The sequence below is a fragment of the Streptococcus sp. NSJ-72 genome, assembly GCF_014334035.1.
GTDB classification, from domain to species: Bacteria; Bacillota; Bacilli; order Lactobacillales; family Streptococcaceae; genus Streptococcus; species Streptococcus constellatus.
Genome location: NZ_CP060489.1, coordinates 734,625 through 756,355, shown reverse-complemented (window position 1 = coordinate 756,355; position 21,731 = coordinate 734,625). Strand labels below are relative to the sequence as shown.

At 38.6% G+C, this 21,731-nt stretch carries 16 protein-coding genes, 1 pseudogene and 1 riboswitch; of the genes and pseudogenes, 1 reads left to right on the top strand and 16 read right to left on the bottom strand.

What is annotated here, in order from left to right; genetic code table 11:
• Nucleotides 1–78: 78 nt before the first annotated feature.
• From H8787_RS03760 to H8787_RS03725, 8 genes and pseudogenes are all read right to left on the bottom strand, one after another.
• Nucleotides 79–1,242: an ABC transporter substrate-binding protein gene (locus H8787_RS03760; RefSeq protein WP_187328264.1), complete on the bottom strand. Its 1,164-nt coding sequence runs from the start codon at nt 1,240–1,242 to the stop codon at nt 79–81.
• An 82-nt stretch (nt 1,243–1,324) separates the two neighbouring features.
• Complete coding sequence (locus H8787_RS03755; RefSeq protein ID WP_003073520.1) at nt 1,325–1,594, bottom strand: DUF2129 domain-containing protein; 270 nt, start codon at nt 1,592–1,594, stop codon at nt 1,325–1,327.
• A 90-nt stretch (nt 1,595–1,684) separates the two neighbouring features.
• Nucleotides 1,685–2,299 (bottom strand): ATP-dependent Clp protease proteolytic subunit, encoded by a 615-nt coding sequence (locus H8787_RS03750; protein WP_262350666.1) that lies wholly within the window; start codon nt 2,297–2,299, stop codon nt 1,685–1,687.
• An 88-nt stretch (nt 2,300–2,387) separates the two neighbouring features.
• Nucleotides 2,388–3,017 (bottom strand): uracil phosphoribosyltransferase, encoded by a 630-nt coding sequence (upp, locus tag H8787_RS03745; protein ID WP_003025639.1) that lies wholly within the window; start codon nt 3,015–3,017, stop codon nt 2,388–2,390.
• Between the two features lie 97 nt (nt 3,018–3,114).
• Nucleotides 3,115–5,769, bottom strand: a complete 2,655-nt coding sequence (gene mgtA / locus H8787_RS03740) for a magnesium-translocating P-type ATPase (RefSeq protein ID WP_187328262.1) — start codon at nt 5,767–5,769, stop codon at nt 3,115–3,117.
• Nucleotides 5,770–6,029: 260 nt separating this feature from the next.
• Nucleotides 6,030–6,182, bottom strand: a riboswitch (M-box (ykoK) riboswitch).
• A 68-nt stretch (nt 6,183–6,250) separates the two neighbouring features.
• Nucleotides 6,251–7,417, bottom strand: coding sequence for a MalY/PatB family protein (locus H8787_RS03735; RefSeq protein WP_187328261.1), 1,167 nt, complete (start codon nt 7,415–7,417; stop codon nt 6,251–6,253).
• A 1-nt stretch (nt 7,418) separates the two neighbouring features.
• A pseudogene (locus H8787_RS03730) lies at nt 7,419–7,514 on the bottom strand (PLP-dependent transferase); the annotation flags it as partial.
• A gap of 171 nt (nt 7,515–7,685) precedes the next feature.
• Nucleotides 7,686–9,314, bottom strand: coding sequence for a polysaccharide biosynthesis protein (locus tag H8787_RS03725; protein WP_187328260.1), 1,629 nt, complete (start codon nt 9,312–9,314; stop codon nt 7,686–7,688).
• A gap of 85 nt (nt 9,315–9,399) precedes the next feature.
• Here H8787_RS03725 and H8787_RS03720 point away from each other — a divergent pair, with 85 nt between their 5' ends.
• Nucleotides 9,400–10,845 (top strand): UDP-N-acetylmuramoyl-L-alanyl-D-glutamate--L-lysine ligase, encoded by a 1,446-nt coding sequence (locus H8787_RS03720; protein WP_187328259.1) that lies wholly within the window; start codon nt 9,400–9,402, stop codon nt 10,843–10,845.
• Nucleotides 10,846–10,964: 119 nt separating this feature from the next.
• Here the strand turns inward: H8787_RS03720 and H8787_RS03715 are convergent, their stop codons facing one another.
• The 8 genes from H8787_RS03715 to treP form a co-directional block, all read right to left on the bottom strand.
• Nucleotides 10,965–11,723, bottom strand: coding sequence for a CPBP family intramembrane glutamic endopeptidase (locus H8787_RS03715; protein WP_187328258.1), 759 nt, complete (start codon nt 11,721–11,723; stop codon nt 10,965–10,967).
• Nucleotides 11,724–12,120: 397 nt separating this feature from the next.
• Nucleotides 12,121–12,819, bottom strand: coding sequence for a DUF1803 domain-containing protein (locus H8787_RS03710; RefSeq protein WP_187328257.1), 699 nt, complete (start codon nt 12,817–12,819; stop codon nt 12,121–12,123).
• Nucleotides 12,812–13,324: a YiiX/YebB-like N1pC/P60 family cysteine hydrolase gene (locus H8787_RS03705; protein WP_003070095.1), complete on the bottom strand. Its 513-nt coding sequence runs from the start codon at nt 13,322–13,324 to the stop codon at nt 12,812–12,814. Before H8787_RS03705 ends, H8787_RS03710 begins: the two co-directional genes overlap by 8 nt.
• Before the next feature lie 50 nt (nt 13,325–13,374).
• On the bottom strand, nt 13,375–14,310 hold the full coding sequence (locus H8787_RS03700) for a manganese-dependent inorganic pyrophosphatase (protein ID WP_037597626.1): 936 nt from the start codon (nt 14,308–14,310) through the stop codon (nt 13,375–13,377).
• A gap of 143 nt (nt 14,311–14,453) precedes the next feature.
• Nucleotides 14,454–15,251 (bottom strand): pyruvate formate-lyase-activating protein, encoded by a 798-nt coding sequence (gene pflA, locus H8787_RS03695; protein ID WP_003070100.1) that lies wholly within the window; start codon nt 15,249–15,251, stop codon nt 14,454–14,456.
• 166 nt (nt 15,252–15,417) lie between these two features.
• Nucleotides 15,418–17,610, bottom strand: a complete 2,193-nt coding sequence (locus H8787_RS03690) for an endonuclease/exonuclease/phosphatase family protein (protein ID WP_187328256.1) — start codon at nt 17,608–17,610, stop codon at nt 15,418–15,420.
• Nucleotides 17,611–17,768: 158 nt separating this feature from the next.
• Complete coding sequence (gene treC, locus H8787_RS03685) at nt 17,769–19,400, bottom strand: alpha,alpha-phosphotrehalase (RefSeq protein ID WP_187328255.1); 1,632 nt, start codon at nt 19,398–19,400, stop codon at nt 17,769–17,771.
• Between the two features lie 180 nt (nt 19,401–19,580).
• On the bottom strand, nt 19,581–21,593 hold the full coding sequence (gene treP, locus H8787_RS03680; RefSeq protein WP_187328254.1) for a PTS system trehalose-specific EIIBC component: 2,013 nt from the start codon (nt 21,591–21,593) through the stop codon (nt 19,581–19,583).
• Nucleotides 21,594–21,731: the final 138 nt, after the last annotated feature.

Sequence of the window (21,731 nt, the reverse complement as noted above, 5' to 3'; positions counted from 1 at the left end):
ACTATCTACGATGTCCACCATAAATAGTTACTCTTCTATACACTATAAAATATATTTTAAGCAGTTCTTTATGAAAGATTATGGCTTAACTGTTTCAGCTGCTGTGACTTTCCCATTATTCATGGTCATCATAAAGGCTGTTTTAACAGTGTTATGATTCTTGTCAAAGCTGGTATCACCTGTTACACCTTCAAAATTCTTTGTCTTGGCAAGATTGTCTTTGATGTCAACAGATGTTTTCGCACCCTTGGCGGCATTGGCAACAAGATAAACAGAATCATATGCTAGCGCTGCAAATGTTGAAGGTTCTTCATTGTTGTATTTAGCCTTGTAAGCTTCTAGGAATTTCTTAGCTTTCGCTGAGACATCAACTGTCGAAGAAAAACCTGAGATGTAGTAGATATTTGAGGCTTTGACTGGAGTTGCTTGTTGGACAAATTCCTCACCATTAAAGCCATCACCACCAACGATTGGTTTATCAATTCCCATACCACGCGCTTGATTGACAATTTTACCAGCTTCAGTATAGTAACCAGGGATGACAATTGCATCAAAATCTTTCCCTTTCATCTTGGTCAAAGCTGCTTGGAAGTCCGTATCACCAGCGACAAATTTTTCATCTGCAACAATCTTGCCTTTATACGCATTGCGGAAAGCTTTTGCGACACCTTTAGCATAATCACTTGAATTATCCGTATAAAGCACAACTTTTTTCGCTTTTAACGTTTCTGTGACATACTTAGAAATAATCTTCCCTTGGAAACTGTCTTGAAAAGTCCCAATGAATAAATACTCTTGATTTTTTGTCAAGCCATCTTGAGTAGCACTAGGTGAAATCAACGGTACACCTGCTTTTGTCGCATTAGAAACAGCTGCTGCCGTTGCACCAGAAGTCGCAGGTCCTACAACTGCATTGACTTTCGATTGGGTTACTAAGTTGGTCGTTACAGAAGCTGCTTCTGCTGTTTCAGATTTATTATCTTTGTCCACTACTTCTAGTTTTTTTCCGTCAATACCACCTGCTTTATTGATTTCTTCAACTGCAAGCTGAGCGCCTTTTTGCTCGGCTGTACCATAAGCAGCTGTTGCGCCTGTCTCTTCAAAGTTAAATCCAATTTTAATCGTCTTATCAGCAACTTTTGTACCTGTTGCATTAGATCCACCTGACTTCACTTCCCCACAAGCGGCAAGAAGAGCAACGCTTGCAAGAGCAACAAATGATAGCGCAATTCTCTTTTTCATATTCTTAACTCCTTGTTTCAAAATAATATGTTAAGAATATACCGAATTATCTGACAATTGTCAAGTAGTCAACAGAATTTTTTTACATGTTTACGTTTTCCTTCTCTCTAAACAAACTTCCAACGAAGTCTGTATCCAATTCTTGAATATGACAAACCCGTACTTGTTTGACATATTTTTCCTTAGATAGTTTCTCAACAATACCATCTACTTGCGCAGTATCTACATACAACTGGAGATAACGATGCTTTTTAGAATGATAGACAATATCACCAATGGACGCAATTCTTTTTATGTCACGATTATAATATAAATAGACAATGATACCTGTTCGTTCTTCTTTTTTAAACATGAGTTTTCTTTCTAACATTTTTTCATTTATAAGTATATCAAAAAAATGCCCATCAGAGGACATTTTTTTCAGATAATAGCAAAGAGAGTATTAGTTCAAGTTGTTATTTGCCATGATTTCATCAATGAAACCATAATCTAGTGTTTCTTGAGCACTCATCCAGTAGTCACGTTCAGCATCTTTATGAACTTGCTTAACGGTCTTACCAGAGTTATCTGCAAGAATTTTTTCCAAATTGTTTCGAGTTTTCATCAAATGTTCAGCAGCAATCGCCATATCGGTTTGTTGCGTACCGCCACCAGTTCCACCCATTGGTTGGTGAATCATGTACTCTGCATTTGGCAACATAAAGCGTTTGCCTTTAGCACCACTTGAAGCGATGATGGTTCCCATGGACGCAGCCATTCCCATGACAATTGTTTGAACATCTGATTTGATGAAGTTCATTGTATCGACAATCGCTAGACCCGCCGATACAGAACCTCCTGGTGTATTGATATAAAGATAAATATCCTTTGTACTATCTTGAGCGTCTAGGAAAAGTAATTGGGCAATAATGGAATTGGCCATGTTGTCTTCAACTGCTCCAGTTAGCATAATAATGCGATCTTTTAAAAGGCGTGAGTAAATATCGTACGAGCGTTCCCCACGGCTTGTTTGTTCAATAACTACAGGAATCATTGTATTCTCCTTTTCATCTGATATTTTAATCTGACCAACAATTCTTAGTAAGATTTTTCAAATATGAGACTATTATAGCCTTTTGGTCAAAAAAGGTCAAACATAAAACTTATTATTTTGTACCAAAAAGACGATCTCCTGCATCTCCCAATCCTGGAACAATGTAGCCATTTTCATTCAAGTGATCATCAAGGGCTGCCGTAAAGATTTCCACGTCTGGGTGAGCTTCTTGTAAAGCTTTCACGCCTTCTGGAGCCGAAACAAGACAGACAAATTTAATATTGTGTGCTCCACGTTTTTTCAGTGAATCAATAGCTAAAATAGCTGAGCCACCTGTTGCTAACATCGGATCCACTACGAAAATTTGACGTTGGCTAATATCTTCCGGTAATTTCACAAGGTATTCAACTGGTTTCAAAGTTTCTTCATCACGATACATTCCAATATGTCCGACTTTAGCAGCTGGTACAAGACTCAAAAGACCATCTACCATACCAATACCTGCACGTAAGATTGGGACAATAGCTAATTTTTTACCAGCTAGTTGTTTTTGAACTGTCTTTGTAATGGGTGTTTCAATTTCCACATCTTCTAATGGTAAGTCACGTAAAACTTCATAACCCATTAGCATAGCAATTTCATTTACTAACTCACGAAAAGCCTTGGTAGATGTATCTGTACGGCGTAAGATAGACAATTTATGCTGAATGAGCGGATGTGCGATCACTTGAAATTTTTCCATGATTGGTGTTCCTTCTTTCAATTTATTCTTCTTATTATAACAAAAAAACATAAAAAAGGCTTATAATAAACAAGCCTTTTCAAAGATTACCAAGTCCTTATAACCATTCGTGGTATTTTTTTATATATAAATGCTTCACAAATGTAACACTTGCCATATACAATACCATAATGAGGATTAGGAATAAGAAATACATCCCATTTAATGGAGTGACTTTTAAAAGAGCTGCAAAAGGACCGTAGGGCAATAAAGTCACAAAGAAGACTGCCGCTAGAGTGGTCATGACTACAGATAAAGCTGGTCTACTTTGAATAAATGGTAACTTGGGCGAGCGCAACATATAGATAACCATCGTTTGCGTCCACATGGACTCAATAAACCAACCTGTTTGGAAAATCGTAATGAAATTACTAGACATACCATGATGATAAACAGACCCTGTTATCATTGGTGCAATGATAAAGAACAAAATTAAAAAGGTTGTACAGTCAAAAATAGAACTAATTGGACCAATCCAGGCCATGAAACGAGTAATGGATTTTGCACTCCAAATGCGAGGCTTTTGCAAAAATTCACGGTCTACATTGTCAAATGGTAAAGCGATACAAGAAATATCATAGACCAAATTCAACACAATCAAATGAATCGGTGCCATGGGCAAAAATGGTAAGAAAATACTTGAGATTAGCAAGGAAAAGATATTTCCGAAGTTGGAACTCACTGTCATCTTGATGTACTTGGTCATGTTGGCATAGACTTTTCGACCTTCCACCAAGCCTTTTTCAAGCACCAATAAGTCTTTATCTAACAGAATAACATCAGCTGTTTCTTTCGCAATATCAACAGCTGTATCAACTGAAATACCTACATCAGCTACTTTCATAGAAGGAGCATCATTGATTCCATCACCCATATAACCAACCTTGTGCCCGTTTGCTTTCAGTTGTAAAATGATGCGCGCCTTTTGGTCAGGCGATAATTTAGCAAAAACAGTTGTGATTTCAACAACTCTGCTCAATTCTTCATCCGACATCGTTTCAATCATAGAGCCTAGCAAGATGTTCTTTGCATCTAAGCCAACCTTCTCACAAACTGCTTCTGTAACTTTTTCATTGTCACCTGTTAAAATTTTGGTAGCTACGCCATACTCGGTTAATGCTTTAATAGCAGGGGCTGCTGACGGTTTTGGTGGATCGAGAAAAGCAAGATAACCTGTCAGAATCATGTCAGACTCATCTTTGACCGTGTATTCATAATCAGCATCCAAGTCCGAACGATAACTGACTCCCAGCACACGCAGACCTTGCTCATTTAACTGTGCGACTTCTGTTAAAATTTCTTGACGGATTTCTTCTGTCAAAGGAAGGATTTTCCCCTTGTCTTCGACATAATTTGAAATGGCCAGCATTTCTTCTAAAGCACCTTTTGTCACCATGCTAACGACATTCTCATCATCTCGAACCAGCACACTCATGCGGCGACGTTCAAAATCAAAAGGTAATTCATCAATTTTCTTAAAAGTTTGGTCTAAATTGCGAACGATTTCGTGTTTTTCAGCTTCTTTTTCTGTCCGATTGATAATGGCACGATCCATCAGGTTTTTTAACCCTGTTTGATAATAAGAATTAAGATAAGCTCGACGAAGCACTGCCAAATCAAGATCTCCATGAATATCAAGTGGATACTCCAAAACAATCTCATCTTGTGTCAATGTCCCTGTCTTATCCGTACAAAGAATATCAATTGCTCCTAAATCTTGAATGGCATTGAGTTTCTTGATGACAACTTTTTCTTTTGCCATAAGAATTGAACCCTTCGCTAAGCTTGCTGTGATGACCATAGGAAGCATTTCTGGCGTCAAACCGACACCGACACTTAATGCAAATACCCCAGCTTCTAGCCAATCTCCATCTGTCAGACCATTGATAAAAAAGACAATAGGTACGAGTACCAACATAAGACGAATCAACAACCATGAAATACTGTTCATTTCTCGTTCAAATGAAGTTGGTTCATCATAAGTGTTAAGCGTTTGCTCAATAGCTCCCATTTTTGTGTCGTCGCCAACAACAAGCACAAGCGCGATAGCACGACCAGAGATTACATTGGTTCCCATAAAGGCAAGTGAGTCAGATTCAAGTAAACTCTCAGTTTCTTTTATCTCACATTTATCCAGTGCCATTTTTTCAACAGCGTCACTTTCACCTGTCAAACCTGACTGTTGTACGAAGAAGTCGCGCGAATCCAAAATTAGCACATCTGCTGGCAACATGTCTCCTGCACTCAAGCGGATAATATCTCCCACCACTAATTCTGTAATCGGAATTTCTTGCTCTTTTCCCTCACGAACAACTGTCACTGTATTGACAATCATACGCGAAAGATTACTGGCAGCTTTGTCACTCCGCAATTCTTGCACAAAGCGAATACTACCAGACAGCAAGACAAGGACAACAATAATGATAAACGTTGTCGGATCTTCTTGCCCTGGCTTTGCCAGCCAAACATTGGTAACCAAGGACACCAATGCAATGAGTAAAAGAATAACGGTAAATGGGTTGATAATAGACTCATAAATTTTTTTAACAATTGAATCTTCTTGCCCTTTGGTCAATTCATTTTCACCGTATAGATCGCGATTTTCTTCTACTTGCTCCTCTGTCAAACCCAATCTAGATGTGTTGAAAAATGTCATCGTATCCACTACAGACATACGAAGAGCATCTGTTAATCTTTCTTTTGCTGTTTTCACTTATTTTCTCCTCTATATAAGATACATCCGAGTGACAAAATAGCTGCATACAGCCTTTTTACTCAGATGTCATTCATTTGCTAGAGTCGATTCCAAGGGAGCGTGAGGAATGCTCAGATATGGTAATCGACTGTTTTCCTGTTGACTCGGGTGATCATCATTCGGCATATTCTCCACTCCTTTCCCTTGCATTTTCTTTTTAAAAAATCAGCTCAAAACAATAAAATCCTACCATGAAAAACATGGCAGGACTGTATGTCTTGTGTTACCGTTCAAGCTTTAACTCCGTAGGGCAATGAAATGACATTAGTCAAAACCTTAGCGATCTCAACTGCTAACCAGCGCATAGTGTCTCCACTACTTTGCGGTAGTCATCCGTATCCCTATGGTAGCCTCACCTACCGATTTTTCATACTAACTATACTCCTCTTAAGAACGATTGTCAACCAAAAGTGACTGTTTTCGAACATTTCTTTTTATTTTATTTGGGCAAGCAACGCACGATTCTCTTACAAATTTCTTTTACCAAAGACTTAGGCGCTGCAATATTTAGTCTCGCATGCAGCTCCCCCTCACTTCCATAATCGCTTCCTCGATTGAGAATGACTTTTGCTTGGTCATGCAATAAAGTAAAGAGTTCATCATCTGTCAAACCATAGTCACTGAAATCAAGCCATATCAGATAGGTCCCTTGTGGTTTCATAACCTTTAAACGCGGAGCTTCTTGGGCAAAATACTCTACTGCAAATTGAATATTTTCTTCTAACACAGCTTTCAAATCTACCAACCAAGGTTTCCCATAACGATAGGCTGTTTCTGTCGCAATGTAGCCTAAACTTGACACTTCATGGTGATTATTAACAAGTTGCTGGTGTTTAAACTGTGCATATAGCGTAGGATTTTCAATGACAGCATAGGAATTTTTAGTCCCTGCAATATTAAAAGACTTGGTAGCACTAGAAAGTACCAGAGCAAAGTCTTTAAAATCCGGTGAAACAGTATTAAAGGAAACATGTTGATAACCAAACAAAGTCAAATCTTGATGAATTTCATCTGATACTAAAATAACATGGTGCTTTTGACAAAGCTGACCTACTCTTTCTAGAACTTCTTTTTCCCAGACACGTCCTCCGGGATTGTGCGGGTTACAAAGAAGATAGAGCTTCACATCATTTTCGACAATATCTTTTTCCAATTGTTCAAAATCAATTTGAAACAGACCATGTTCTTCTTTTAGAGAATTGGATACTAATTTTCGATGATTTAACTGGACACTACGGGCGAAAGGCGGATAGACAGGAGAATTGATTAGGACCGCTTCTCCTTCTTTGGTAAAGGCTTGAATCGCAATAGAAATGGCTGGCACAACACCTTCCACAAAAACAATAGAATCCTTATCAAACGAATACTGATGTTCGCTTTTTTCCCAATCCAACACCGCTTGGAGCAACTCATCACTCGCATACGTATAGCCATAAACTAACTGTTCTGCATAGTCGTGAATCGCATTTTTCACTTCTGGCATGACTTCAAAGTCCATATCTGCAATCCATGCTGGTAGCAATTGAGGATCAGTCTCTGTTTCTTTCCATTTATAAGTGTGGTGAGACAAGCGATTCGGTGCTGTTTGAAAATTGTATTTGCTCATATTATACCTCCAAAGCAAATGTTAAATCTGTTATCAAATCTTGGCTATCCTCAATCCCAATGGACAATCGGAAAAAATCATCTGTTAAACCATAGCATTTTGATATCTTCGCTAGAATAGCCTAGCATTAAATATCCTTTCAAAAAAGCTGCTCTATAATTTTTATTGAAGGATTCATCATTTATAAACTTTTATTGCAAGAATAGCTATTTTTATTATAGCTTAATTTTTATAAATTTTCTACAACATTAAAAAGCCTTACGACTTTTTAATGAATATGAAATTTTTGACGTAAAACTTGAGCTTTTTCACCAATAAATCGGTCTAACAAGCGAACCCGCAAAGCCATTGCTCCATAAATGATAATTCCCAGACCACCAATCATAATTAAATAAAGCATGCTAGAAATGCGTCCATTTGGATAAAAGACAACTCCCAGTACCACTTCCACAATGGCAATTAAAAGAGACATGATAGCAGTTAAAATCCCTATCAATAAACTCCGTTTAACGAGAATTCTTTGATTGAGTCCTGTTACTTGGCGAATGTGTTGGTACATCAAAACAATTGGAACAATCAGTCCGACTGTCGTTGCAAGAAGCGGACCATAAGCTCTGAATAAATAAATAAATGGAATTTGCAAAATAAGCTTAACAAGAACTCCATAGCCAAAATAGATAATAGCTTTGCGATTTTGGAAAAGCGCTTGAATCATTGGCGACAAGACAGTATAAATGCCTAAAATAATTGTCTGTAACATAGCAAAAATGAACAAACCTAAAGCTAAACGATCTGGTCGCCCATAAAAAATTGTGTATAATGGACGCGCCACTAAGACAGAGCCAATTGTTGCTGGTAAGAGAAATAACAGTAACATACTTAAGTTATCTTGAACAAGACGTGCTGCAGACTTCAAATCACCTTTGACATAGTTTTCTGTTAGCAGTGGAATTCCTACACCCCCGATAGAAGTCGCTACCGCAATCAAAATCATAGTAATTTTATTGGGATTAGCGGAGAAATAGCTAAACATAACCACCAGCTGAGAATTCGTATAGTTCGTAAACCATTTCATAATATTGATAAAAGTTACTTGGTCAATAATCTGGAAAAGCTGAATGGCAGAACCAGTGATAATAAACGGAATAGCTTCCCGAATCGTATCCACTAAAAGAGCACGACTGTTAATGTTGGTGCTTGACACTGGCTTATGCAGAATAGATGACAGCAAATTCGCTTTCCAGAGGAAATAAACCAAAACCGCCATACTGGCAAACATGCCAATAAAAGCAGCAAATGTTGATTGTGTAACTGCAGCAGCATAGTCTTTAGAACCCAATTTCATAATAAAGAATGTTGTCAAAAGCATCCAAATAACACGAATCACCTGCTCAGCAATTTGACTGATTGCATATGGTTTTAAATTGTTAAATCCCTGGAAAAAGCCACGGATAACACTCATAGCTGGGAATACCAGTACTGCCCAAGATAGGCTTTGCATGACAGGAATGAGTTCTTTCCCAACGCCTGATACATGCGCAAAGAAAGGTGATAAGAGATACATCACCACTGCAAAAATGGCTCCCAACAAGAGCATAAATTTCAAAAATTCACGAATGAGGGTAAAACTATGATCCTTTTGATCCATTGTGTTGTATTTCGCAACTTGCTTAGCGACCGCAACAGGTACGCCTGCTGTGGAAATCAGAAGAAACCAAGCATAAATATTATATCCCATCGTAAACAAGCCATTAGCTTCTGCACCATGTTTGCCCATCCAGATATACCAAGGAATGATATAAATCGCCCCTAAAAAACGGCTGATAAAGTTACTTGCTGTCAACCAAGCTGTCCCTAGAAGCATTTGTTTTTGTTGAGTTGTTGTTTGTTGATCCATACATAACCTCTAAAAGTAGTCTTATCTTATTATAAACTTTTCCTTTCCGCTTGTAAAACCTCGCCATTAGGTTTACAATAGAAATATGATAACAATTGAGAACGCATTAAAAATTTTAAAAAATGATCACAATTTCCGCGAAATCATTGATAAAGGTGAATACTATTATAACATTACTGATGTCACATTTGATAACATCAGCTATGACAGCCGCGATGTGACTGCTTCAACTCTTTTCTTTGTCAAAGGTGACAATTTTAAAAAAGAATTTTTGGGAAAAGCGGTTGAATCAGGCTTACGGTTCTATGTCAGTGAGACGGATTTTGAAGTAACTATCCCAGTAATTCTAGTCAATGATGTCAAACAAGCCATGAGTCTTCTTGCCATGGAATTTTATGGAAATCCGCAAGACAAACTCAAACTGCTCGCATTTACAGGAACCAAAGGAAAGACAACTTCGGCTTATTTTGCCTATCACATCCTCCAACAAAGTCATCAGCCTGCTTTGTTGTCTACTATGAACACGACGCTCGATGGAGAACATTTCTTCAAATCTACTTTGACAACACCGGAAAGCTTAGATTTGTTCAAAATGATGGCGACAGCGGTTGAAAATGGCCGAACTCATCTGATTATGGAAGTTTCCAGCCAGGCTTATTTAAAAAAGCGAGTTTACGGTTTAACTTTTGACGTTGGTGTTTTCCTCAATATCAGCCCTGATCATATCGGACCAATTGAACATCCGACATTTGAAGATTATTTTTATCATAAGCGACTCCTCATGGAAAATAGCCGAACTGTTGTCGTTAATAGCGAAATGGATTATTTCCAAGTGGTGGCTGAGCAAGTTGCATCTATAGAACATGATTTCTATGGACAATATTCCGACAATCAAATTCATCATTCGCAAGCATTTTCTTTTGAAACAAGCGGAATCCTCACAGAAAAATTTGACATTCAGCTAATCGGACGTTTTAACCAAGAAAATGCACTTGCTGCTAGCCTTGCCTGTCTACGCTTAGGTGCCACTATTTCTGATATAAAAAAAGGCATTGCTGCTACACGTGTACCTGGGCGCATGGAAGTACTGACTCAAAACAATGGTGCAAAAGTTTTTGTTGATTATGCGCACAATGGTGTCAGTCTGGCTAATCTCCTATCTGTCGTTCAAGAACACCAAAAAGGCAAAATTGTTTTAGTACTTGGTGCAACCGGAAATAAAGGAGAAAGTCGTCGCAAAGATTTTGGACAACTACTCAATCGCCATCCAGAATTGATAGTTATCTTGACAGCAGATGACCCTAACTACGAAGATCCGATTGCCATTGCTAAAGAAATTGCCAGCTACATTTCTTTTGACGTTTACACGATTGCAGACCGCAAAGAAGCTATCAAAAAAGCTCTTAGCTTAACAAACAAAGAAGGCGATGCTGTTATTCTAGCTGGTAAAGGTGCTGATTGTTACCAAATCATAAATGGAGAAAAAACAGTCTATCTAGGCGATTACGCGATTGCGGAAAGGTATTTATAGAATTGAATAAAGGTCGAGATAACAGTCTTCGACCTTTAATTATTGAAAAAACAACAACTTTATATTAGTAAAGTAAAATAAGCATCATTTTTTAGAAATCAGAATCTTGCCTTATGATTTTACTTTCTCCAACTAATCAAAACATACATTAGACTTGAACCATAGATATCCGCAAGAGCATGCGCGAGGAAGAAAGGTAAGAGATTTTTAACCTTATATTTGTAAAGGCAATAATATAGAAGTCCAAAACCAACACCGATCGTCAGTGCCCAGAGCATTCCATGATAAGTGTGGAAAGAAACACGAATGATCATCGAATAAAGAAGAACCCACCATTTATATTTTTCTTTTACCGAAGTTAATAAGCCTAAGAAGAAAAATTCTTCATAAAAGCCATTTAGCAAAGCATAGAGAATCATCATCGGTGTCAAATCGGTAAATTTACGGAAAATTTCTAATAGATCAATGTATTTCCATAACTGGGGATCAAAATAGTTATATTCTCCGCTAAGGGTCGTCACGGTATCTGCTAGAATCCCCATAACTGCAAAAATAAATGGAACCCAAAAGAGTACAGACCACGATAGACGAATCGGCAACTGTCTAAAATCAAACCGACGAAGTATTAAGTAGGCTATCGTCAAAGCTAACATGAGAAGTTGTAATTCTAAGTTACTAGAATAAGCGGCTCCATCATTTGCTGTTTTACTAGTTGCATCTGCTACTGCTGTTGTAGTGGACGGAGACAAGCTAGCAAGATAAAGTTCTGTTGAACGATAGATAAATCGCCCAAATAGCAAGACCGTCACGATGACAATATCAAACCATTTCAGATACTTCGGGGGTTGAGTGGGACAAATTCTTGCTAAAAGATTCACGATATATTCCTTTCATAAAACGAAATGGGAGAGGGACGGAACTCAAAACTAAAAATCTTTAGTTTATAGTCTCACTCCGCAAGGTTGCTCAACAGTCTGGGAGCCTGTTGAGGTGGCGAGTGCAGAAAACGAAATTTTCGTCAAAAGTACTCTTCCGAGCTTGAAAAGCGAACAAACCTTGAGGCTTGCTTTAACCCCCCTATTCGCCAATTCAAAGCCGTGTTTTTGACACATCTTCATGGAAGGGTTCTTTTCAACCTCCAATAGTCCAGTGGACTATTGGAGCAATCTGCTACTGCATCGTTGATTTATTGCACCGTATCCTTTGAAGCTAGAGACTTTCATCCCAGCCTCATACCAACCATAACCATTGTACCTATAAATCTATCAAAAAATCTCAAAATTTTATTATTCTATGATGTTTATTGTAAAAGTCTACAGACTTTTGTACACGAAAGGTTAAGGTTTCTTTATCAAAATCCAGTTTCAACTCATAGTTTCCTGATTCGTTAGGTACGATATAGCCTAAAATCACTAGAGCATCTACAAAAATATCGTGCCGTTTTTGCATCAGCTCAGTTTTACGACCATACTTTAGCAGAAAAGTTGTCATATATTTTAGAGCATACTCCGGATTAACATCTCCTATCAACTTATAAAGCTTTTGTTGCTGATTATTCAATGAATATTGTTGCTTTAGCTTATAAAAATAATTGGAAAGTGTCAGCTGCTCTCTGAGAAAATCTGTTGTTTCCACTAAAATAGCCTGGTTGGTCTGATTGGTCAAGCGTGTCTTAAAGCGCACATTCCGCAATTCTTTATAAAGAGAACTGTCATCTCGTACAAATACTTCCTGATCCAAAGACAAATCCGTCACATTTTGCAGTAGAGGAAGGGTTTGTTGATACCGTTTGTTTGCTCGAACCACATAGCCTGCCTTGATATAGTCCTCTATAGAGCGATCAATATTGGAAAAGTTTGCAAATTCGCACTTTATCTCTCGCAAAGTAACATCATCATGTCGGTCTAAATAATTTATCAATTCATGAAAAAAAGGCTGACGTGTTAAACGACTGGGATTGATTACTTTAATCATCTAATCTTCCTTTATAAACTAATTTTTCGGATTGAGCCAATTGGCTAGGATTGGTTCCTGGCTGATGAAGAGGAACTGCTAAACCTAACTCTTTGTAATACTGCTGCCAAAAAGGAGCTATTTCCTCTTTTTCATCACCGAACTGCATAGGAATGGTTTCAAAAATGGGGAGGATTTCTGCAATATATTCAGAACAATAAAAGCCTGTCGTATCTGGATAAAAGCTATTATTATAAGGTTTATAAAGGTGTTGCTCTGCTCTTTTCCAGACAGCTTTTACATCTATGTCAGAACAAGCATAAACAGCATAACATTCATCAACCTGTAAAAATTGATCTATCGGTTCTTTAATGACACCGCGCTTGCTTGTCGCATGGTAAATCCAACCAGCAAAGAAGATTGCCACATGGTTATACCAACCAGTTGATCGCTGAATGGCCTCTGCTATATCAGATTGACTGGATACAAAAATTAAATCTCCATTTTGTAAATCTTGAATCTTCATAGAACTATTGTATCAAAAAAGGAGCCGAAACTCCTTTTTCTTCCAAATTTTTATCCATTAAAACTTTCAGTCAATTGTGGTACAACTTGTTTTTTACGAGAAACCGCACCAGCAAGGAAAGCATGATTATTTTCAAGTGTGAAATGGAAAGCTGCTTCCACTTTATCCATATTGCCTCCAAGTGCAAGGATTTCTGAGTTAGAATTGATAATATCGGTAATCATCAAAACGAAGTCAGAATAACCATTAGCCGCATTTGTTTTTTCAATAGCTGCTTCCAGTTCAGCTTGACGTTCTAAGACTTCTGCAATATCAACTGTGTTGACTTGTGCTACACGAACTTGGTTTCCGTTTAATTCAAATGTTTTAGCATCAATATCAATCAATTCCTCGGCTGTTTTGCTAGCTAAGTTGGTTCCAGCTTTAAGCATAGCCAAACCGTATTCTTCCAAATCAACTCCTGCAAGCTCTGCCAACTCAGGTGCAATCACTTTATCACTCGGATGAGTGGTTGGTGATTTCAGAAGAAGCGTGTCTGAAATCAAACCTGAGAGCATCAAACCTGCGAGTTCTTTTGGTACAGCTACACCAGATTCTTTAAACATGCGATAAACGATAGAAGAAGCTGAACCGACAGGCTCCAAACGCATATAAAGTGGACTAGCTGTTTCAAAATTTGCCACACGATGGTGATCCACAACGCCATAGACTTCTACTTCTGCAATGTCAGAAATAGATTGTTGAAATTCATTATGGTCTGTTAAAATGACTTGCTCAACTCCTTCTGCTTTGGCAGATGTCACCACACGCGGTGCCGTTACTCCAAAATAATCCAAAACAAAAGCTGTTTCTTCATTTGGTTCTCCCAAAGCAACCGCTTCTGTATCCAAGCCATAAGCTTCACGCGCAAGATAAGCAAAGGCCACAGCTGAGCCAATCGCATCTGAATCTGGATTTTGATGACCGAAAACTAAAATTTTAGACATGATCGTACCTCGTAAACTTTTTATATACTTTATTTTAGCACAATTTTAAGATTTTCACAAAGAGAGGAATAGAAAAGCACCCAATCGTTAGTTTTCCTGTCTAACTTTTTGAGTGCTGATCAAAATCTCACTTCCTGCTTTTATTAACTATTATGTACGCGGTTCATATACTCGGTATAAGATTCTGTTTTCATAAGTTCTTTGGCATTTGCTACTCGATCAGCAGTTGGCGGCTTTATACCTTCTAATGGATAAGGAATGCCCAATTCACGCCATTTAAATTCTCCCATTGTATGATAAGGTAGCACTTCAAATTTATCAACTGTTTTTAACGTTTTGACAAACTCACCTAATTCTTTTAAGTCGTCATCACGGTCTGTTAACGTTGGAACCAAAACATGGCGAATCCACATTGGAACACCTTTATCAGACAGATATTTTGCACATTCCAAAATATTCTTATTGGTGTGCCCTGTCACAAATTTATGCTGGGCATCATTGATTTCTTTAATATCCAGCAACACTAAATCTGTCACTTCAAGCAGGCGATCAAAAACTTTGAGATACTCTGGTGTATTGCGGAACGGCATCGCACAAGTATCTAAAGTGCAATGAATTCCCAATTCTTTAGCTTTGGTAAAAAGTGCAGTCACAAAATTAATCTGCAAAAGAGCTTCACCACCACTTACTGTAATCCCACCTTTTTTACCCCAAAAGCCACGATAACGAAGCGCTTCTTGCAAAACGTCTTCAACCGTTCGCTCTCTTGAATTATTGGTTTCCATTGCCCATGTATCTGGATTGTGGCAATATTGGCAACGCATTTTACAACCCTGTAAAAAGACAATGAAACGGATACCAGGCCCATCAACAGCTCCAAAACTTTCAGTCGAATGGACCATACCTGTTACTTTTCCATAATCAATGACTTCTTTTTCCATCGTCTTATCCTCTTGAAAACGTTTTATAATACTATTATAACACTTCTTTTCTAGATAGAGGGACAATTTATCTATTTTTTAGAAAATAATCTGTTTTTCAGTTTCATTTTCAATATTTTTCAAAAAAACGAGAGAATCTTAAAACTCTCTCGTTCATCTATTCCTTTTAATCCGTCACTTTCTTTCGCCAAAGGATGGTTGCGCTTAAGATGACAATCCCTACAACAGCGACTTCAGCGCCTGTTGTTCCTGTAGATGGTAAAATTCTCTTTTTAGTTGGTTTATCATCTTTATTTGGTGGCGTTGTACTATCACCGGAAGGAGGAGTTGGTTGTGACTCATCCTTCTTACTGAAGTCAAGCTGTGCAATGACGGGATCATGGTCTGATGCCCGACCGTGTTCTTCCATGAAAGAAGCATTAATGTGAACTGGTGAGAATACTGTTTTGTCAGCAATATTTTTTGAAACAAAGATATTGTCTAAACTTTGATTGCTACCACGGTAAAAATAAGAATAGCGGTCTGCTGCGTCGTGATTCAGCATCATATTGACTAATTCATTACCAGCCACTGCTTTGGCAGTTTCCGAAAATTCAAAGTCATTAAAGTCACCAGTTAAGACAAACTTCAAATTTGGATTTTGCTTCAAACCTTCTTTTACAAAAGCATTCAGCAACTTAGCTTGTTCAATCCGTTGTGCCAATGTATTTTGCACTGATGGTTGTTTAGAACCATATACTGCATCATCACCGAGTTTGGATTTCAAATGATTGGCAATCACGACAATATGCTCGCCCTTAAATTCAAACTCTGCTGCTAAAGATTTTCGAACTTTCGTAAAGGCTGGATTGGTTGGATCGATCCTTGCAGGATTTTTCACCAAATGCCCATCTTTGAAGGCAGCTGCTTCTGTGCTACTTCCTGCTTCACGCTCAACTAACTTCACTCGTTGAGGATTATACAAGTAAGCCACACGAATATTGGAGCCCGGCTTTCCACCATCTGCTCCATCAACAGGGGCGACTTCGGTATATTTGTATTCTTTGCCACCTAATTGTTTAATTTTAGCAGCCAGTTTTTCACCGCTTTGCACACCGCTAACAGTACCATCATTAACGCTTCCATTATTGTCTTGAACTTCTATAAGAGTAATAATATCTGGACTATGAATTTCGTTGATAAAAGATTTAGCAATTTTTTCCACTTTTGCATCAGGCGTCTCACCTGCTGCATTGTTTGCTGAGAAGTTTTCAATATTATAAGAAGCAATAGTCAATTTATCTTCACTTGGATAAATCTTAGAAACCTCTCTTTGTAGACCGCCATCTTGCAGATCTGGCAACTTCGTTGGCTCCAACTTATAAACCTTGCTGCGATAAGTTACAACACCAGAAACATCTTCATTAAAGTAATCTTTAGCTTTTGCAATATATTTATTCCCAACATAAACGGGGATAGTTGCTGTATTTTGGACATTAGGGCGAAGGTTGACACCACCGATATTATTGAGCGGCAGCGCTTGATAACCATTCGGCAAGAGATAAATATCTCCTCGATATTGTGGGCCAAGCACACGAGGTTTTTTCACTGTTGTCAACATACCCTCCAGACTTTCCCAATAATCCAATGCATCATGTTCTGGATCATAAGTAGTCGGAGTATTATCCACGATATCTTTTGGCATACGATCTGAAATATTAACTGGTTCTGGTAATGTAGCTGTGCCATCTTTCGTTACTTTTGAAGCAATCAATTGTGTTACAGTTAAGCTGTCAGTTGGTTTACGGAAAGTTTGTCCAGGACGAACACTGAGTTCTTCCATATAACCTTCTTTGATTTGACCTTCAATCGTCAACTGATCGCCAACTGTAACCTTTTCTTTTGAGACGACATAAATAGCATCTGAGGTCTTAGTATTGCCATCGGCTTTGAGATCTTGTACATAAAAACCATACCGATCTATCTTTGTTACAACAACATTTGAAACCTTGACTTTCTTCCCATTATAAGGTGATTCATGGGCTTCCCCTTGTATTTGACCGATATTTGCCACTGTTGTAAATTCAGAAGTTGTAACATGGGCTTCACCGCTTGCAGCTTCTGTCTTAGGCGTCTCTTCCCTTGTACTACTTGGCTCATTCGTATTGCTCGTTGAACTATCAGAAATTGCTTCTGATGGCTGTGATTGTGTCGTTGAAGTTGAAGCAACTGAGCTAGATTTCGAAGTAGTTACAGATGATTCTGAGCTCGAAGATGAAGAGCTTGTCTCATTCGCCTGAGCAAGAGGACTTAAAACAGTGCTAGCGAGCAAAATAGCTGTCGCAAACAAAACAGGTAATTGTTTTGATGTTTTTTTCATATATTCTCCTTTACATCATAAATTGGAAATCAGCTTTCCTTGAGATGTATTTCTACCGTAACTATTATAAATAAAACGGAAGAATATTGCAAGCGCTTTCTCTCAGGCTTTAAAAATCGGCTGAATGATTCAGTCGATTTTGGAATTTCTTACTGTATCTAGCGCTTATTCACAATAATTGCCAAACTTTCATAAGGTCTCAAGGTCACAACTGCTGCTATTTGAGCTACCTCACAATTAGAAAGGAGGACTTCACCATTCTGGTACTCCGGTAACACGTCTACTGTAATCGGATCTGAGTAGAAGTTATTGAGCACTAACAGTTTTTCATCACCCAATTGACGCTCGAAGGCATATACTTGCTGGCTATCTTCATAAGCTGGTTTGTAGCTGCCCTCCGCTATAAGAGACAATTTTTTACGAAGAGCAATCAATTTTTGGTAAAAAGTAAAAATTGGACCTTGAATTTCATTATTAACATTGATTTCAGAGTAGGATTTAGCTGCTTTTAACCAAGGTGTTCCACTTGTAAAGCCAGCATTTTCTGAATCATCCCACTGCATAGGAGTTCGGGAATTGTCACGAGACTTAACCTGAATAATCTTAAACGCTTCTTCTGGTGTTTTGCCAGCATTTAATAGCATTTGATAAGCGTTGAAAGATTCGACATCTGCATAATCTTCCATGCTGTCATAGTCGGGGTCAATCATACCGATTTCTTCTCCCATATAGATATAGGGCGTTCCGCGAGACAGATGAATGCTTGCCGCAAGCATGGTCGCTCCTTCATTGCGAAAATTCTTAACATCTACAAAACGATTCAGTGCACGGGGTTGGTCATGATTATTCCAAAACAGAGCACTCCAACCGTTATGGTCGCTCATTTCTTTGCCCCATGTATGGAAAAGGCGCTTTAATTCTTCAAAATCAAAATTCTTCAACGTCCATTTTTGTCCATTTTCATAATCTACTTTTAAATGGTGAAAATTGAAAGCCATAGATAATTCGTGGCGTTCTGGAGCTGTATAAAGAATACAATTTTCAATGTTCGTAGCGCTCATTTCACCAACAGTCATAATAGCCTCATCCGTTCCAAAAGTCTCCTCATTCAACATGTGAAGATACTCGTGTACGATAGGTCTATCAGTATAGGCTGGCTTCCCGTCATTCTCCGGACAATTCTCTAATATTTCATCCTTCCCGATGACATTAATAACATCAAAACGGAACCCCTTCACACCCTTATCTAACCAGAAATGAACAACTTTAAAAAGTTCTTCACGGACACGAGGATTGTGCCAATTGAGATCAGCCTGCGTCACATCGTAAAGATGCAGGTAATACTTACCCGTGTCTCCAAAAGGAGCCCAAGCGCTGCCGCCAAACTTAGACAACCAGTCTGTCGGCTCATCACGTAGGAAAAAGAAATCCTGATAATAGTTATCTCCAGCCAAGGCTTTTTGAAACCACTCATGCTCTGTCGAACAATGGTTGAGCACCATATCCAACATAAACTCGATACCATATTCTTTTCCAACTTGAATCATTTCTTCAAAGTCGTCCATACTCCCAAAGAGTAGATTTACCGCAGTATAATCAGAAATATCGTATCCATTGTCATGCTGTGGACTAGGATAGAAAGGATTGAGCCAAACCATATCCACCCCCAACTTAGCAAGGTAAGGAATTTTTTCAATGATCCCTTGTAAATCTCCAATACCATTTCCTGTAGTGTCTTTATAAGATTTTGGATAGATCTGATAGACTACTTTTCTTTTATCGAATGTCATTTGTTTTCCTTTTCTATTTTACAAAAGAAAGAGATGGGGCTTACGCTCCCACCCCTGTATAGTTTTATATTGTATCACGAATTTCTTCAAACTTTATACTTATCAGAGAAGAATATTTTATTGCAGACTATACTTTGTTCAGTTATTCATTCACCTAGCTCAGTCTACCTGCGATGAATGTTAGCCAATTCGTGTAGCCGTCATGAGCTTATCACCAAGTTCAATCATCCGTGGAAGTTGACCACGTTCATCTGCTTGAAATTGATCTTGGTTGGTGATAATCACCGGCGTTTCTGTCACATAACCTGATTCTTTAATTGCTGACATGTCAAAAGAAATCAACTTATCTCCCACACTAACTTTATCTCCTTGAGCCACATGAGCTTCGAAGCCTTTTCCTTCTAAATTCACCGTATCCATACCAATATGCATCAATAACTCGACACCTTCATCAGAAACGATTCCTACAGCATGTTTAGTTGGAAAAAGCACTGATACAACACCATTCACCGGTGCAATGAGTTCACCTTCGCTCGGTTCAATTACTACACCTTGTCCCATGGCACCTTGTGCAAAAACAGGATCGGTTGCTTGGCTTAATTCTTTCACTTCTCCAGCAAGTGGGCTAGCAATTTCTGCAAAATCCACTTTTGGAGCTGCTTCTTTTGCTTCGTCAATGGCTTCAATTTGCGGTGATTTGACACTTTCATCTTCTGCTTTTGTAAACACACCTGTCTTACGGAAGAAGAACGTCAAAATCATCGGTACTGCAATAGCCACCAGCATGACAAAGAAGAATGGCAGCATGTATTTCGCTTGAATAGACAAGATACCCGGAATCCCACCGATTCCGATAGCATTTGCTGTAACATTAAATGTTACAGACAAGAGGCCTGCAATAGAAGAACCAATCATCCCTGCCACAAATGGATAAACATATTTCACATTAACTCCAAATAGTGCCGGTTCTGTGACTCCAAGATAGGCAGAAATTGTTGCAGGTAGGGAAATCTGTGCTTCACGTTCACTACGACGATTCATCAGATAATAAGCAAATACAGCTGAGCCTTGAGCGATATTTGACAAAGCAATCATTGGCCATAGAGCCGTGCCACCTGTATCGGCAACGAGCTGTGTATCAATAGCATTGGTCATATGGTGCAAACCAGTGATAACAAACGGAGCATAGAGAGCACCAAATATCGCACCAAAGAGCCATTTAACGGGACCAGTCAACCCTGCCAGCACTGCTGTTGACAACCATTGCCCAAGTGTCCAACCGATAGGTCCAAGAACTGTATGAGCTAAAATCAATGCCGGAATTAATGATAAGAAAGGCACAAAAATCATGGATACAATTTCTGGAATCCGTTTCCGCCAGAAAATTTCAAGATAGGAAAGAGACAAGCCTGCAAGTAGGGCAGGAATAACTTGTGCTTGGTAACCAATCTTTCTGACGGTAAAGAAGCCAAAATCCCAAACCCATTTTTTGGCAATTTCTGAAGCTGGCGTACCAGCTACTGAGTAAGCATTGAGCAATTGCGGAGATACCAAACAGATTCCCAAGACAATCCCAAGAATCTGACTAGTTCCCATTTTACGAGAAACCGACCAAACAATTCCAACTGGTAAAAAGTGGAAAATCGCTTCACCAGGAAGCCACAAGAAAGAGTTAACACCACTCCAAAACTGTGAAACATCCACAATCGTATTATAAACTGGTGTACCATCTTTAGCATACTGTGCTACACCATCAACGATCTTTTGCCCCAGAGCTTGAATTTGCACACCTTCCAAAATATTACGGAATCCTAGAATCAGCCCCCCAACGATAATCGCTGGAATGATTGGGGTGAAAATTTCCGCCAACATTGTCATCACACGCTGCACTGGATTTTGATTGCTCTTAGCAGCGGCTTTTGCTGCTTCTTTTGAAACACCTTCAATCCCTGATACAGCTGTGAAGTCATTGTAAAAAATCGGAACATCATTTCCAATAATAACCTGAAACTGCCCTGCATTAGTAAAGGTTCCTTTAACCGCTGGAATGGCTTCGATCGCTTTTACATCTGCTTTTTTCTCATCAGCTAGCACAAAACGCATCCGAGTCGCACAATGGCTAACTGCGGAGATATTCTCTTTGCCACCAATGGCATCTAATAAAATCTTGGCATCTTTCTCAAATTTTCCCATTTTCTGCTTGGCTAGGATCAACCTAACACTCTCCTTCTTTTTTTCATCATTGTACAATTGATGTTTTTATTGTAAACGATAGCAAAGATGTATGCAAGTTGTGTGTAGCATATTCCTCATATTTTTGATAAAATTAAT